Source organism: Pantoea sp. 9140 (assembly GCF_000745295.1).
GTDB lineage: Bacteria > Pseudomonadota > Gammaproteobacteria > Enterobacterales > Enterobacteriaceae > Pantoea > Pantoea vagans.
The window spans coordinates 3579113-3594529 of record NZ_JQNO01000001.1 but is presented as its reverse complement, the minus strand read 5'-3'; the positions used below and the strand labels follow the sequence as shown (position 1 = coordinate 3594529).

Genomic DNA, 15417 nt, shown 5'->3' with positions numbered 1-15417 from the left:
TGGTCAGGCGCTGCGGCGCCTGATCTCAAACCGCTACGCGTTTCTGCTTTTTCCTGAGGTACATCTGCTCATCGCTGTCGTGCAGCAACTGTTCCAGCGACTGTGGATGCGCTGCGTCAAACTCCACCACGCCGGACGAGAATTGCAGGCGGTAACGACGATTCAGACTGACTGACTGCTGTTGCAGATAATGGTCGAACCGGGCGAGTAACGCTTCGCTCTGCTGCTGCTGCAGGCCGTTAAACAGCACCACGAACTCATCGCCGCCCAGACGGGCAAACAGATCGGAGTGCTTAAACACCACCTTCATCGCATCGGCAAAGTCCATCAGCGCGCGGTCGCCTTCACGGTGGCCCAGCGTGTCGTTAATCTGCTTAAACTTGTCGAGATCGAGAAAGGTCAGGCAGGCGGGCCGGTTTTTCATCAGGCACTCATTCAGAACCATCTGCCCCAGCGTCATAAAGCCGCGACGGTTGGTAATCTGGGTCAGCTCATCGCAGGTGGCGGTCTGAAAGGCGACCAGTTCCGCTTCGGCCATCGCGGCCAGGTCGCGCATCGTGGCCTGATCCTCTTCGTTGAACTGACGCGGTTCGCGACCAATAATGCAGAGCGTACCCATTTTCGCGCCGCCGGGCGCACGCAGTGGACAGCCTGCATAAAAGCGAATATGCGGTTCGCCAGTCACCAGCGGGTTATCATGAAAACGCGCATCTTTTTGCGCATCTTCAACGATCATGATCTCATCCTGCAGGATGGCGTGGCCGCAAAAGGAGATGTTGCGGGGTGATCCTTTAGGTTCATAGCCCTGAGCAGATTTAAACCACTGATGGTCATTTTCCAGCAGGCTGACTAACGCGATAGGGACGTCATACAGGCGGCGCGCCAGGCGGGTTAAACGATCAAACCGCTCTTCCGCTGGCGTGTTCATTATGTTCAGCGCACGCAACTGCGATAAACGTTGTGCCTCGTCGGCAGGGATTTCAGGTGCTTTCATCACAGAGACCTTTATTGTTTTAGCGGAAGCCAGGTTCTGGTGTTTGCCTTACGGCGAAGAAGAAGAGCGTGACATAGCAACCACGCTCTTTATGAGGAGGGGATCAGAGCACTTTTTGTTCTGCGAGATCAAGGGCGAAATAGCTGAAAATCAGGTCCGCACCGGCGCGTTTAATCGCACCGAGACTTTCCAGCACCACATTACGCTCATCAATGGCACCGGCCTGTGCGGCAAATTTGATCATCGCGTATTCGCCACTCACCTGATACGCCGCCAGCGGCAGTTCGGTGCGTTCACGAATGTCGCGCAGAATATCCAGATAGGCACCTGCCGGCTTCACCATCAGTGAATCCGCGCCCTGGGCCGCATCAAGCAGCGATTCACGGATCGCTTCACGGCGGTTCATCGGGTTCATCTGGTAGGTTTTACGGTCGCCTTTCAGCGCCGTTCCGGCGGCTTCACGGAACGGGCCGTAAAACGATGAAGCGAATTTGGTGGAGTAGGACATGATGGCGGTCTGGGTAAAGCCCGCCGCGTCCAGTGCCCGGCGAATCGCCTCAACCTGACCATCCATTGCCGCTGACGGCGCAATGAAATCCGCACCGGCTGCGGCGGCAACCACGGCCTGCTTACCCAGATTGGCCAGGGTTGCATCGTTATCGACGCCGTGATCGCAGAGCACGCCACAGTGACCGTGGCTGGTGTATTCGCAGAAGCAGGTGTCAGACATCACGATCATTTCCGGCACGGTGTCTTTGCAGATGCGGGACATGCGTGCCACCAGACCGTTTTCGTTCCAGGCATCGCTGCCGGTCGCATCGGTATGGTGCGAAATACCAAAGGTCATCACCGAGCGAATGCCCGCTTTGGCGATGCGCTCAATCTCAAAGGCGAGACGTTTTTCCGGAATACGCATCACGCCAGGCATCGCCTGAATCGCTTTGTAATCGTCGACTTCTTCTTCAACAAAAATAGGCAGAGCCAGATCGTTCAGGCTCAGAGAAGACTCCTGGAACATTTCACGCATTGAAGCGCTGGCGCGCAATCTTCTTGGGCGCTGGATAAGGGAATAATCAGACATTTTCATTCTTACGCAGGTGAAAAAAGTGACGACAGTTTACTCTCTTTGCCCGCGAGGCATGAAGGTTTGTGTGCGGTAATAAGAGTGGAAAAGGACTCTCCCGCCGGGCGGCGGGAGAGCAGAACGATTACTCGTTGATATCCGGATGCTGCTGCACCAGGTTTTTACGTTTCGCTTCCAGGCGGGCAATTTCTTCGTCGATATCTTCGATTTTGTGCTCGATGTTATCGTGGTGCTCCTGCAGGATTTCGCGCGCTTCTTCCATGTCTGAGGCCGCTGGCGTCGCACCTTTCAGTGGCTTGTTTGCAGTCTCTTTCATGAACAGACCGGTAATCAGACCAATCACCGCCACCACCATGAGATAGTAGGCTGGCATGTAGAGGTTGCTGGTGGTTTCTACAAGCCAGGCCGCCAGCGTTGGCGTCAGACCGGCAACCAGTACCGAGATGTTAAACGCACTCGCCAGCGCACTGTAGCGGATGTGCGTCGGGAACATCGCAGGCAGTGACGAGGCCATCACACCGGTAAAGGCGTTGAGGATCACCGCCATCAGCAGCAGACCGGCAAAAATCAGGCCCAGCACGCCACTGTTGATCATCATAAAGGCGGGAATTGCGAAGACCAGCAGGGCAATACTGCCGATGATGACAAACGGACGACGGCCAAAACGGTCACTCATCATGCCGATCATCGGCTGAACAAACAGCATACCGATCATGATGGCGATGATAATCATCACGCCGTGATCTTCGCTGTAGTGCAGGTTGTGCGACAGGTAGCTCGGCATGTACGTCAGCAACATGTAGTAGGTGACGTTCGTCGCGATAACCAGACCGATACAGGAGAGCAGGCTGCGCCAGTGTTTGGTCGCAATCTCTTTAAACGAAACCTGCGGACCATCCTGCAGGCCTTCGCGGTCGCCCTGTTCCAGTTTGTCCACGTGCTGCTGGAATGCCGGGGTCTCTTCCAGCGCATGACGCAGGTAAAGACCGATGATGCCCAGCGGCAGCGCGACGAAGAACGGCAGACGCCAGCCCCACTCAAGGAAGCTTTCTTCCCCGATAATGGAGGAGATCAGCACCACCAGGCCCGCACCGAGCACGAAGCCCGCAATCGAACCGAAGTCGAGCCAGCTCCCCATAAAGCCACGTTTACGGTCAGGCGAATATTCGGCGACAAAGATTGAAGCACCGGTATATTCACCGCCTACCGAGAAGCCCTGTGCCATCTTAGCTAACAGCAGCAGAATCGGCGCCCAGATGCCGATGGAGGCATAGGAGGGTATCAGGCCGATACAGAACGTACTGACCGACATGATGATGATGGTGATGGAAAGGATTTTCTGACGACCATATTTGTCGCCCAGCATACCGAAGAACAGACCACCCAGCGGACGGATCAGGAAGGGTACAGAGAAGGTACCCAGCGCGGCGATCATCTGCACGCCTGGTGATGCATCCGGGAAGAAGACTTTACCCAGTGCATAGGCCACAAAGCCATAAACACCGAAGTCGAACCACTCCATCGCGTTACCCAGAGAGGCCGCGGTGATGGCTTTACGTAAACGGGCATCATCGATGATGGTCACATCATCGATCCCAATTGGTTTTACACGCTTCCTACGCAATTTCATAGAATTACCCTGTAATGGAACACGAAAGTCCTCAACGGCGCGAGCCGCGGTGAGTCATCAGACCGCTGCGTTGAGAAATTTAAGCATAGCTTCAAATAAGCGCGGTTTACGCGCCCACTGACACAATAATTACTGTTGTTATTATTGCGAACAGCGACAGAGTATACCGTTTTTGTGTGATATCTGTCATGTTTGGGCTACATACAGGCTATTTTTACCACTGATACGGCTGATTAGCTGCGCAAAAAAATTATCACGCTGCGTGACGACCGCCTTTTTTTTCAGCAAATTGGGGGCGGGAAGGGGTGATGAGCGGCGATACCGACGCCGCAGGTGGTTATTCGCTATACAGAGCAGGGTGGCAGTAAGCCATGCGACCTAACGAAAGACACACAGACGCCGATATTGCGCGGCAAGCCTGTTAAGTTCAGGGTCGGTTCAGATGCTGGCTGTCTGATGAGTCTCAGGGGCGTGATCCGCTTTAACCAGCTGTTCGCCCTGTCTGGCGAGCCAGGCAATCAACGCCGCGTTGTCCATCGGGCGGGCATAATAAAAGCCCTGGATGAAGACCACGCCGCGCCGTTGCAGATAGCTGAACTGCAATGCGCTCTCGACGCCTTCCCCCAGCACTTCCAGCTCAAGCTCATGACTGAGCTGAATGATTGCATCCAGCACCGGGGTTCTGCCCTCCAGGGATTCAATCGCGTTGATAAAGCCGCGATCGATCTTCAGATAGTCCATGGTGAAGGTCTGTAAGTAACTCAGCGAACAGTGACCGGTACCAAAATCATCAATCGCCACTTTCATTCCGCAACCGCGCAGCTGCTCCAGCTTGCGTGCCACCTCAACGCCATCTTTGATCAGGCTGCGTTCGGTCAGCTCCAGGGTAATCAGGAACTGCTTATCTTTAACCCGGTCAGCAAAGTGCAGCATATCGTCGACAAAGTCCGGGTGCTGCAGATGATCGGCCGCCACGTTAATGGCCAGATGGAAGCCTGGTTCAACCTGCCACGCCTGCACATCCTCTGCAATTAAATCGAGCAGATGACGGGTAAGCGGCACAATCATGCCTTCCGCTTCAGCGGCACCGATAAAAATATCGGGCCGGATGCCGTTACCGTCGGGCGTTGTCCAGCGCAGCAGTGCCTCTGCGCCGCTACAGCGCTGCAGCCGGTTGTCATAGACCGGCTGATAGTGCGCCCTGAACTGACCGCTGGCGATGGCCCGCCGAATCTCATCGCGCCAGGAAATACGCCGTTGCAGCCAGTTCGCCATCAGCATCATCAACAGAATCGAGAAAATGATCGCCATCGGCATGATGATCAACATTACCTGACGCCAGGCCAGGATCAGCTCAGAGGGTGAGGCAATAAGGGTGACAGAGAGCGGATAGCGGCTGGAGCTGGCCTGATAAATCAGCGGTTCAAACCAGCCGGACAGGGCGATTTGCGGATCGCCAAACGAGATCGGCGCGCCGTCGTTAAATTCCATGCTGAAATGATAGAGATGGGTACTGCTGATGGCGCGCATAAAATCGATCAGATACTGGCCATCAACGACTGCCCAGAACCCCTCACCATCGGGCAGATCGCGCATAAAAATCACTGCGGGACGGTCCGGCACACCCGCCGTTCCGGCAATCGACAGGCTCCACCAGGCTTTTCCGGTGACCGGCGCATCACGCATGATCATATCGCTCAGAAAAGCAGGCTTCGTACCATAGGCTGAAGAGCAGGCAATTCTGTTTTCTTCCATTTTACCAATGGCGCGAAAATAGGGATTCAGCGCACCGATGCGCTGTAACTGGTTTTCAATCTGGCTGCAGGGCTGATGCTGAAACTGGCGCAGCTCAGTAATCATATTCCAGGCGCTGTCGCTCATTCTCTCGGCCTGAGATAACAGCGTCTTTGCCGCGTTCACCTGCTGCTGCCGCACGGTGTGGCGCGCATCTAGGGCCGTGAAAAAAATGCCAATAATCAGAGGCAGCACGCCGGAGATAATAATCACCAGCCTGGCGTAGTCGCGTTTTCGTTTCAGTAGCGGCACCGCTAAATCCTCTGGATATTATTGGTATTATACGGAGGGGCTAATCAGTGGCGCAGCATAGCATTTCTCCGGGCGGTGCAGATTAGCGTTTTTGCGATCAACTGAACTGACTCAGGTCAATTATCGACCAGACTTTACATTTTATTGACAGGTTGTTTTGCCTTTATTGGTATTCAGCAAAAAAATAGGTGAGAACGGGAGGCAGGGCAGAAGGACGAATCGCTGCTGCCGCCTGGGGTGACCCTGGCCCGCCTGAACGCGGACGCAGGGTAAAGGTGATTCTTAATCAGCAAAATAGATCTGTTTCAGCGCCACTTCAACGCCGCGCAGCTCAGCCAGTCCTTTCAGCCGGCCAATGGCAGAATAGCCGGGATTGGTACGTTTATGCAGGTCGTCCAGCATCTGATGGCCGTGATCGGGGCGCATCGGAATTGCTCGCTGATTGCCCGTCCGCCGCCGCCGCTGCTCTTCCGCCAGAATGACCCTGATGACGCCGACCATATCGACGTCGCCCGCCAGGTGCGCGGCTTCATGGAAGCTGCTGGGGTTTGCCTCGCGCTTTGTGGCGCGCAGGTGGACAAAGTTGATGCGGTCGGCATAGGTTTCCGCCATCTCAACCAGCGCATTGTCGGCACGCACGCCATAGGAACCAGTACAGAAGCAGAAACCGTTGTGCAGACTGTCCACGGTTTCCTTCAGCCACTGCATATCTTCCTGGGTAGAGATGATGCGCGGCAGGCCCAGAATCGGTCGCGGTGGATCGTCCGGATGCACTGCCAGTTTAATCCCCACTTCCTCCGCAACCGGCACGATAGCGCGCAGGAAGGTTGCCATATGCTCGCGCAGTTTCGCTTTGTCGATGCCGTCATACTGTGCCAGCTGCGCCTGGAACTGCTCCAGGGTGTAACCCTCTTCGGCACCAGGCAGACCGGCGATAATATTGCGCACCAGCGTACTTTTATCCTCAGCGCTCATGGTGGCAAAGCGCTGAGCGGCGGCCTGCTGTTCAGCCGCGCTGTAATCCTGCTCCGCGCCCGGACGCTGCAGCAGATAAAGTTCGAAGGCGGCGAAAGCGTCGGCGTCGAAGCGTAGCGCTTTTGCGCCATCCGGCAGCGTCCAGGCGAGGTCGGTGCGTGTCCAGTCCAGCACCGGCATAAAGTTGTAGCAGACGGTATCGATGCCACAGGCGGCCAGATTGCGTATCGACTGCTGATAGCTGGCGATATAGCGAAGGTAGTCACCGCGCTGGGTTTTGATCGCCTCATGAACCGGGATGCTCTCCACCACCGACCAGACCAGACCCTTTTCCGCCAGCAGTGCCTGACGCGCTTTAATCTCCTCAACCGGCCATACTTCACCGTTAGGGATATGGTGCAGCGCCGTCACAATACCGGTTGCGCCCGCCTGACGCGCATCATCCAGGGAGACCGGATCGTTCGGGCCGTACCATCGCCATGTATGTTCCATTTTTACTCCTCAACTGTGATGTGGCCCAGTGGTCAGGCCGCTGGGCCAAGAGTATGATAGTGGACACATCAGGGCCGTGATCCGGATCGCAGCATGACAAACTGCATCCGGCAAGTGAGCGGATTATGCGGAATAAAAGGAGAGGGTAATGAGCCTGCCAGTCATCAAGACGGAGCGCCTGTATCGTCAGATCGCCAACGCCATTATGGCCGGTATCACGCGCGGTGATTTTGTGGCGGGCGGCCTGCTGCCGCCCGAACGCGAGCTGGCAAAACAGTTAGGTGTCAGCCGTTCGTCAGTGCGTGAAGCATTGATTGCGCTGGAGATGACCGGTTGGGTCGATATCCGCACCGGCAACGGTATCTACGTCGCTCAGCCGCTGCCACAGGCCGCCATCCCGCAGGAGAGTGAAACCTGCAGCCTGCAGGATCTTTTGCAGGCGCGTGAAGCCTTTGAAGGCATGCTGGCAGGATTTGCCGCCCTTAACGGTACCGCCGTACAGCGAGAGGCACTGCTGGCGCTGACCGCTGAACTGCAGCACTACAATGAAAACGATGCGGCGTTTCTGGAGCAGGATAAACGCTTCCATCTGCTGATCGGCGAGATGAGCGGTAATGACGTGTTACGCGACCTGCTGGAGCAGCTCTGGAACCGGCGTCACAGCCCGCATGTGCAGCGGCTGGAACGCCATTATGCCGATAACAGCTTTGCGCAGGCGATGAACGCTGATCATCAGCAGATTGCCGACGCGATTGTGGCAGGCGATGAAGCAGCGGCTCGCCAGGCGATGGAGAGCCATCTGCAGCACGTGCAGCAGCGGCTACTTGGTTAGTCCCCGGACGCGTTTAGGTCGTCCGGTGCCGAGCATAATCGCCAGACGGCTGCCGCCCGGCGTGGTCTCCATCAGGATTTTGGTAATGCTGGTTAGCGGCACCGAGAGCAGCATGCCGACCGGACCGAGCAGCCAGCCCCAGAAGATCAGAGACAGGAACACTACCAGCGTTGATAAGCCCAGGCCGCGACCCATCAGGCGCGGTTCCAGCATATTGCCGAACACCATATGAATCGCGGTAAACAGCGCAGCCACCATCGCGGCATCAAACAGGCTGTTCAGTAACAGCGCCTGCAGAAAGGGCGGAATGCCGGCAATAATCGGGCCGATATTAGGAATATAGTTGAGGATAAAGGCCACGACGCCCCACAGCAGCGCGAACTTCACATCCAGCAGATAGAGACTCAGCCAGACGGCGATGCCGGTGATGAGACTCACCAGGGTTTTCAGCGCCAGATAGTGCGTCACACCTTTCAGCGCCTTATGCAGCCCGGCGATACGAATTTTCGGGTTCACCAGCGCGTTACGCATTTTGTAAGGCAGATGGTGAACCTCAAACAGCATAAAGACCACGGTCAGCACCAGCAGCACAGTATTGGTCATCGCACCCGAAAAGCCGCTGAGCGCCGCGCTCGCCAGGTTCACCATGGTATTCGGATCGAAACGCTGCACCAGCGCGTCGGTAGAAATATTGAGATGAAAGCCCGCTGCCAGATGTTGCAGCACCGTCATTTTCTGTTCCATGGTGGCGCGCAGTTGCGGGTAAAGGTCAGAAAACTCGCTCATTGAGCTGGCGATGATGGCACCCAGCAGCAGGATACCGCAGAAGATCACAGTAATGACCAGCCCAATCGCCAGTCCACGGCGGAAGCCACGACGCATCAGCATTGTCACCAGCGGGTTGAGCACAATGGCAAAGAACGCCGCCAGCAGAAGCGGGACCAGAATATCGGACGCGGCCCGAACCCCGGCAAGAATGATGACCAGCATCGCCAGTTTTATCAGAATATTTTGTCCAATCTTTTCCCGTTGCAGCTCGCTCATTGCCTCTCCCGTGACGTAATCTGGCTGTTGGAAGTGTAGCTGAAAGAAAATTAACAATCTGATTTATCAGAGAAACGGTAAAGCGCGGCGGCATAATAGCGTGATAATCAGCGCCACCGCACTCAGCTATAACGGCAGGACCGCGACCTCCTGCTGTTCCTGTTTTTGCGCCGCGTTTTACTGCCCGATAACCGTGCCAGTGTGATGCGCCGGTGGCGAAAGCAGGTATAGTTAAAGGATAAACCTTATCATTCAGCCAACTACGTGCGAGAACCTATGCCTGAACAGCCTGCAGCGGAACAGAATGCTCCATCCGGAAGCCTGAACATCTCGCTGCTGATCCTCTCTATCGTCGCCTACAACTTTGCCAGCTATCTCACCATTGGTCTGCCGCTGGCGGTCCTGCCTGGCTGGGTGCATGACCAGCTGGGCTTCAGCGCATTCTGGGCGGGCGTGGTGATCAGCCTGCAATATGTGGCGACGCTGCTGAGCCGGCCACATGCCGGGCGCTATGCCGATCTCTGGGGGCCAAAGAAAGTGGTGGTGACGGGCCTGGTGGGCTGTCTGATTAGCGGGTTGTGTATTCTGCTGGCGGCGCTGATCGCATCCCCGCTCTGGAGCCTGATACTGCTCTGTGTGGGCCGGTTGATTCTGGGTGTGGGCCAGAGCTTTACCGGCACCGGCACTTCGTTGTGGGGGGTAGCGCGGGTCGGTTCACTGCACATTGGCCGCGTAATTTCCTGGAACGGCATCGTCACCTATGGCGCGATGGCGATAGGTGCGCCGCTGGGCGTGGTGATCTTCCGGGCCGGCGGGCTGCTGTGGCTATCGCTGGTGATTGTGGCCATCTGCGTGGTTGGCATCGTCTGCGCGGTCCCGCGTCCGGCGGTAAAAGCCAGCCGCGCCAGACCGCTGCCGTTTCGGGCGGTGCTGGGGAAAATCGCTGGCTTTGGCGCGATTCTGGCGATGGGGTCAGCGGGTTTCGGCGTGATTGCCACCTTTATCACGCTGTTCTATCAGGATAAAGGCTGGGAGGGAGCCGCCTTTGCGCTTTCCCTGTTCAGCGGCGCTTTTGTCGGGGCGCGCCTGCTGTTCCCGAATGCGATTAACCGTCACGGTGGCCTGCGGGTCGCCAGCGTTTGTCTGGCGGTTGAGGCTGCCGGGCTCTTTCTGGTCGCCGCCGCAGGCGATCCGTGGATGGCAAAAACGGGCGCGTTTATGACCGGCGCCGGGTTTTCACTGGTGTTTCCGGCACTGGGCGTGGTGGCGGTAAAAGTGGTGCCGCAGCAGAATCAGGGCAGCGCCCTGGCGACCTATACCGCTTTTATGGATCTGTCGCTGGGAATAACCGGGCCACTGGCCGGATTCATCATGAATTATGCCGGTGTCTCACGCGTCTACTTGCTCACGGCGCTGCTGGTCTGCGTCGCTTTCTTCTGCACGCTGCGCCTGCAGCGGCGTCAGGCTTCAGAGCCCGTAAGCGGGGATTGATCAGGATAAAAAAATGGCCCAGCAGCGGGCCATAACGTCTTTTCAGACACAGATAAACCAATAAATTTCGGGCGCGAACAGGTTTCAGGCCTGCAGCAGTTCAATACTGTGGCGGATCTGGCGTTCAATCTCCGCCGGTGTCCAGTTGTTGAGCTGACCGGAGAACGGCTCAAAAGCGTAGACGCCCTTGTAGCCGAGTATCTCCAGCCGTTTAACCTGCACCACGCTCTTCAGCACATCGTTGTCACTCAGCATGATGCGTTCGTCGTCGGTCAGTTCGGCAGTCGGGCGCCGATCTTCCACACCCGAAAGATGCACCAGCCCAATCTGGTCAATATCGATACCCGCCGGAAATTCCTGTTCAGCCTGTTCATAGAGATGATGGTGAAAGGTATCCAGCAGCAGCCTGAAGGGCACATCCGCCGCGGCGATCAACTGCTGCGCCTGTACGATCGAACGCAGTGAGCTGACCGGAAACCCCAGCGGCTCGACCAGCCCCTGAATGCCATAGTGTGCAAAGCGCGGCGCCAGCTGCTGCATTGCCGCCTGCGTCTGCTGAGGCGACACGGCAATCCCCTCATTCAGCGGACACATCACCAGTGCTTTTGCGCCGATCTGTTGTGCTGTCTGTAATAGCGACTCCACCCGCGTCAGCAGCGCGTCATCGATCCGGTTAAAGGGATAGAGCGCATTAATCGTGACGATATCGATGTGATATTTATCCGCCAGGGCGCGCAGCTGATCGGTGCTGAGGTCATCGGTGACGCTGCCGCCCGGCATGTCATTACGCAGTTCGACCTTGCTCAGCCCCAGACGCTGAATCAGCTGAAAGAAGGCCTCCAGCGAGAGCCGGGGCGCAATTTTGCGGTTGATACAGAAACGGGTGGGATCGATGGCCATGCGCTGACTCCGGGACAGGAGAAGGATGGACTAAAGAAAACATTTATTTCATTAATAGTGAATTATGAAATGCAGATTATTAGATCGGTCTCGCATTAATTTCATATTCCGTTTCAGTCCGATGCATAAACGCTGGATCAACTTCGCAGGAATACCCGCTCTATCCGCCTCTGCTTTTCGCCTGCCTGACTAAGGCTGAGCGCGGGTAAACGCCTCCTGCCATCAGGACATCGTCAGTGGCTTGAGGGCGGCAAAAATGCGATCCGTGCCGCTAAAAGCAAATTTTCCAAAAAGAACTATTTGAAAAATTTATTCCACTGTAATAGCTTCATAGCACGCTTTCAGGTTTGCCTGGTCAGGCAGTGTGGCAGGCCACAGGGCCCGTCTGCAGGGAACTTAACCATCTTAAGAGGCAACATCATGACAATCATAGGTAACTTTATTGGCGGCAAAACGACGTTCAGCGCCAGCAACGAAACCATTCCTGTTTACGATCCGGCAACCGGCAAAGTGGTACGTGAACTGACGCAAAGTACCGCCGATGAAGTGGCCCAGGCGATTGGTGTCGCGCATGACGCATTTGCTGCCTGGTCAAAAACCTCGCCGCTGCGTCGCGCCCGCGTTCTGTTTAACTTTAAAGCCCTGATGGAGCAGCATCGTGAAGAGATGGCGGCGCTGATTGTCTCTGAGCATGGCAAAGTCTGGTCTGATGCGTTAGGTGAACTGACGCGCGGCATTGAAGTGATTGAGTTTGCCTGCGGGATCCCCCATCTGCTTAAAGGTGAATATTCCCCGAACGTCGGCGGCGGCGTTGACAGCTTTTCGCTGATGCAGCCGGTGGGTGTCGTAGCGGGTATTACGCCGTTTAACTTCCCGGCGATGGTGCCGCTGTGGATGTTCCCGATCGCGCTGGCCTGCGGTAATACCTTTGTTCTGAAGCCACCGGCGCTGGATCCCTCTGCGGCCGTGCGCATGGCCGAGCTGCTGACCGAAGCGGGCCTGCCGGATGGCGTATTCAACGTGGTGCACAGCTCTAACGAAGATGCTGAGCAGCTCTATAAAGACTCGCGCATCGCAGCGGTGAGCTTCGTCGGCTCGTCCGGTGTGGCTGAGCATATCTATAAAACCGCCAGCGCCCACGGTAAGCGGGTGCAGGCGTTTGGCGCGGCGAAAAACCACGCTATCGTTATGCCGGATGCCGATCTGGATGCCACCGTTAACGCGATTATGGGCGGTGCGTTTGGCTCGGCCGGTGAACGCTGCATGGCGCTGCCGGTTGTGGTCGCGGTGGGCGATGACACAGCTGACAAGCTGATTGCCCGTCTGACGCCACTGGTGAAAGCGCTGCGGATCGGTCCTGGGATCAATCAGGGTGCCGATGAAAATGAGATGGGACCGGTTGTCTCAGCCGCGCATCAGAAGAAGGTGCTGGGTTACATCGACAAAGGCGAGCAGGAAGGCGCGAAGCTGGTGGTCGATGGTCGTAACGTGCAGGTTGCAGGTCACGCCGAAGGTTACTACGTTGGCGGCACGCTGTTTGATAACGTCACCTCTGAGATGGTGATCTGGCGTGAAGAGATTTTTGGGCCGGTGCTGAGCATCATGCGTGCACCGGACTACGACAGCGCGCTGCAGCTGGTCAACAGCCATGAGTTTGGTAACGGCAGCGCAATTTTCACCAGCAACGGTCACACCGCGCGTGAGTTTGTGCAGAACGTTGAAGCGGGCATGGTCGGTGTTAACGTGCCGGTTCCGGTGCCGATGGCATTCCACAGCTTCGGTGGCTGGAAGCGTTCCGTGTTTGGCGCGCTTAATGTTCACGGGCCGGATGGCGTGCGTTTCTATACCCGCATGAAAACCGCCACCGTGCGCTGGCCGTCCGGTCAGCAGACCGTGTCTGAATTCAGTATGCCAACCTTAGGCTGATCTATTTCAACGCTGATCGCGACCGGCAGGAGACTCTGCCGGTCGCTTTGTTCGCGGGCACCTCGCCCGTGAAATGACCGCAGCGTCAATCGTGACAGAGAGGAGGATCAGGATGTCTTTACTGTCGAAAGCACAGGCCCCGGACGCACAGGGCCGTATTCAGCATGTCACGCCTGAGCGTGCTGGCTGGCGTTATGTTGGCTTTGATGCTTATCTGCTGAAAAAAGGTGAAACTCTGCGCCTGACCAGCGGTGACAAAGAGCTGTGTCTGGTGCTGGTGGCCGGGCTGGCCTCGGTGAAAACCCGCCATGCTGAGTTTCCCAGAATCGGTAAGCGCATGTCGCCTTTCGAACGCGTGCCGCCGTATTCCGTGTATGTGCCGCATGACGATGAAGTGAAAGTCTATGCTGACAGCGATCTTGAGCTGGCCGTCTGTAACGCGCCCGGTCAGGGCAATCTGCCTGCAAGACTGATTGCGCCAGCCGATGTCGGTGTTGAGCATCGCGGTAAAGGGCGCAACCAGCGTCTGGTGCATAATATCCTGCCTGATACTGAACCCGCTGACAGTCTGCTGGTGGTGGAGGTTTATACCAACGAAGGCGATACCAGCTCCTATCCCAGCCACAAGCATGATCAGGAGGAGAGTGAAAACGAAACCTACCTGGAAGAGACCTACTATCACCGTTTCGATCCGGAACCTGGTTTTGCCATGCAGCGCGTTTACACTGACGATCGCTCACTGGATGCCTGTATGGCACCCTATAACCGCGACGTCGTGATGGTGCCGCGTGGCTATCATCCGGTGGCGACGCTGGCCGGATACAACAACTACTATCTGAACGTGATGGCAGGGCCGGTACGGCTGTGGAAATTCAGCTGGGAAAAAGATCACGCCTGGGTGAACAGCGACAGCTATCCACGATCAGAGTAAGGCTCAGCGGTTTTATCAGCGCATGCCTGTAAAAAAGGGCAGCCAATCAGGCTGCCCTTTTTACTGTGCGAAACGCAGGTTACTGAGCGGAACTATCGGCGTTATTCAGCGCCAGTGACACCGCCAGCGTCTGTGCCAGGCAGAGTGAGGCGACCTGCGAACGGAAGCCATCGACCTGCGCTTCACGCACCACAAAGCAGACATCGCTAAAGGCAGCCAGCGGGCTGACCTGGCTGTCGGTAATGGCGATCTGATGCGCGCCACGCTTGGCCCCCATTTCGACGACCTCGACCGCTTCACGCGCATAGGGCGAGTAGCTGATCGCAATCACCACATCTTTCGGATTAACCAGGCTGAGCTGCTCGGTAAACATCCCGCCCAGACCATCAATCAGAAACGCACGACGCTCCAGATGACGCAACGCGTAGACCAGATAGGAGGCGACGCTGAACGAGCGACGCAGGCCAATTACATAGATGTTCTCAGCCTCATTCAGCAGTTTTACTGCTTTGTTCAGCTGCTCAGGATTCACCTGCATCGCCAGCTGCTGCAGCGCCTGGCTGTTCACCATGGTAAAGACGTTGAGGATTTCCGCCGGACTCTCAGGCGCACTGGCGCTGTCGTCCGTTGAGGTCTGACGAAACAGACGCGCGCGCTCGGTATAGTTGACCGTCTCTTCCATCAGGTGCTGACGAAAAACCTGTTTCATTTCGTTGAAGCCGCTGAAGCCAAACGCATTCGCAAAACGGATCAGCGTCGACGGTGGTACATCGGCCTGCTGAGCAATCGAGGCGACGGTATCGAAAGCAATACTGTTACTGTTATCAAGGATGTAGCGCGCAACCTGTTTAAGACGCTTGCTCAGCGTTTCGTAGCGGCGACGAATATCGTCCTGCAAGAGAGAAAGTTGGGTGGGATTATTGTTCATCACTTCTGCCCGTATCATTAGAATAATGGCTGCATAATGAGCGCTATAGTATCAGATGGATGGAAAATTTCATTTGTTTGCGTCAACGAAGCGGTTTATTTCATGGCTTTATGAAATGGTTCACAGATTGGCTTTAGCGCGCCC

At 56.3% G+C, this 15417-nt stretch carries 12 protein-coding genes; 4 read left to right on the top strand and 8 right to left on the bottom strand.

All coding sequences use genetic code 11. The features are described 5' to 3' along the window. Positions 1 to 25: 25 nt before the first annotated feature. From FA92_RS16715 to uxuA, 5 genes are all read right to left on the bottom strand, one after another. The gene (locus FA92_RS16715; RefSeq protein WP_013359373.1) at positions 26 to 994 is read right to left on the bottom strand and encodes a sensor domain-containing diguanylate cyclase; all 969 of its coding nucleotides are present in this window, start codon (positions 992 to 994) and stop codon (positions 26 to 28) included. Positions 995 to 1097: 103 nt separating this feature from the next. Further along, the gene (hemB, locus tag FA92_RS16710) at positions 1098 to 2075 is read right to left on the bottom strand and encodes a porphobilinogen synthase (RefSeq protein ID WP_033784223.1); all 978 of its coding nucleotides are present in this window, start codon (positions 2073 to 2075) and stop codon (positions 1098 to 1100) included. Positions 2076 to 2202: 127 nt separating this feature from the next. Next, entirely contained in the window at positions 2203 to 3708 is a 1506-nt protein-coding gene (gene proP / locus FA92_RS16705) for a glycine betaine/L-proline transporter ProP (RefSeq protein WP_033784222.1), read from the bottom strand. A gap of 438 nt (positions 3709 to 4146) precedes the next feature. Beyond that, entirely contained in the window at positions 4147 to 5754 is a 1608-nt protein-coding gene (locus tag FA92_RS16700) for an EAL domain-containing protein (protein ID WP_033784221.1), read from the bottom strand. A 282-nt stretch (positions 5755 to 6036) separates the two neighbouring features. Next, positions 6037 to 7221 (bottom strand): mannonate dehydratase, encoded by a 1185-nt coding sequence (gene uxuA / locus FA92_RS16695; RefSeq protein WP_013359369.1) that lies wholly within the window; start codon positions 7219 to 7221, stop codon positions 6037 to 6039. Positions 7222 to 7369: 148 nt separating this feature from the next. On the opposite strand from uxuA, the gene FA92_RS16690 reads away from it, so the two are divergent. Then, entirely contained in the window at positions 7370 to 8053 is a 684-nt protein-coding gene (locus FA92_RS16690) for a FadR/GntR family transcriptional regulator (protein WP_033784220.1), read from the top strand. Here the strand turns inward: FA92_RS16690 and FA92_RS16685 are convergent. After that, positions 8042 to 9097 (bottom strand): AI-2E family transporter, encoded by a 1056-nt coding sequence (locus tag FA92_RS16685; RefSeq protein WP_033784219.1) that lies wholly within the window; start codon positions 9095 to 9097, stop codon positions 8042 to 8044. The genes FA92_RS16690 and FA92_RS16685 overlap by 12 nt on opposite strands. A gap of 276 nt (positions 9098 to 9373) precedes the next feature. Here FA92_RS16685 and FA92_RS16680 point away from each other — a divergent pair, with 276 nt between their 5' ends. Next, positions 9374 to 10588 carry an MFS transporter gene (locus FA92_RS16680; RefSeq protein ID WP_033784218.1) on the top strand — a complete coding sequence of 405 codons (1215 nt, stop codon included), beginning with the start codon at positions 9374 to 9376 and terminating at the stop codon, positions 10586 to 10588. An 84-nt stretch (positions 10589 to 10672) separates the two neighbouring features. On the opposite strand, the gene FA92_RS16675 is transcribed toward FA92_RS16680, so the two are convergent. Further along, positions 10673 to 11488, bottom strand: a complete 816-nt coding sequence (locus FA92_RS16675; RefSeq protein WP_033784217.1) for a TIM barrel protein — start codon at positions 11486 to 11488, stop codon at positions 10673 to 10675. A 420-nt stretch (positions 11489 to 11908) separates the two neighbouring features. On the opposite strand from FA92_RS16675, the gene FA92_RS16670 reads away from it, so the two are divergent. Continuing rightward, the gene (locus FA92_RS16670) at positions 11909 to 13414 is read left to right on the top strand and encodes a CoA-acylating methylmalonate-semialdehyde dehydrogenase (RefSeq protein WP_033784216.1); all 1506 of its coding nucleotides are present in this window, start codon (positions 11909 to 11911) and stop codon (positions 13412 to 13414) included. Positions 13415 to 13526: 112 nt separating this feature from the next. Beyond that, the gene (gene iolB, locus FA92_RS16665) at positions 13527 to 14345 is read left to right on the top strand and encodes a 5-deoxy-glucuronate isomerase (protein ID WP_033784215.1); all 819 of its coding nucleotides are present in this window, start codon (positions 13527 to 13529) and stop codon (positions 14343 to 14345) included. 79 nt (positions 14346 to 14424) lie between these two features. Here iolB and FA92_RS16660 read toward each other — a convergent pair whose 3' ends face one another. Continuing rightward, positions 14425 to 15273 (bottom strand): MurR/RpiR family transcriptional regulator, encoded by an 849-nt coding sequence (locus FA92_RS16660; protein ID WP_033784214.1) that lies wholly within the window; start codon positions 15271 to 15273, stop codon positions 14425 to 14427. Between the last annotated feature and the right edge of the window lie 144 nt (positions 15274 to 15417).

Bases quoted from the DNA above. Each gene is read 5' to 3' on its own strand.
- FA92_RS16670 (WP_033784216.1), top strand. From the start codon at position 11,909: ATGACAATCATAGGTAACTTTATTGGCGGCAAAACGACGTTCAGCGCC.
- FA92_RS16680 (WP_033784218.1), top strand. From the start codon at position 9,374: ATGCCTGAACAGCCTGCAGCGGAACAGAATGCTCCATCCGGAAGCCTG.
- FA92_RS16690 (WP_033784220.1), top strand. From the start codon at position 7,370: ATGAGCCTGCCAGTCATCAAGACGGAGCGCCTGTATCGTCAGATCGCC.
- FA92_RS16660 (WP_033784214.1), bottom strand. From the start codon at position 15,273: ATGAACAATAATCCCACCCAACTTTCTCTCTTGCAGGACGATATTCGT.
- FA92_RS16675 (WP_033784217.1), bottom strand. From the start codon at position 11,488: ATGGCCATCGATCCCACCCGTTTCTGTATCAACCGCAAAATTGCGCCC.
- iolB (WP_033784215.1), top strand. From the start codon at position 13,527: ATGTCTTTACTGTCGAAAGCACAGGCCCCGGACGCACAGGGCCGTATT.
- uxuA (WP_013359369.1), bottom strand. From the start codon at position 7,221: ATGGAACATACATGGCGATGGTACGGCCCGAACGATCCGGTCTCCCTG.
- FA92_RS16685 (WP_033784219.1), bottom strand. From the start codon at position 9,097: ATGAGCGAGCTGCAACGGGAAAAGATTGGACAAAATATTCTGATAAAA.
- proP (WP_033784222.1), bottom strand. From the start codon at position 3,708: ATGAAATTGCGTAGGAAGCGTGTAAAACCAATTGGGATCGATGATGTG.
- hemB (WP_033784223.1), bottom strand. From the start codon at position 2,075: ATGTCTGATTATTCCCTTATCCAGCGCCCAAGAAGATTGCGCGCCAGC.
- FA92_RS16715 (WP_013359373.1), bottom strand. From the start codon at position 994: ATGAAAGCACCTGAAATCCCTGCCGACGAGGCACAACGTTTATCGCAG.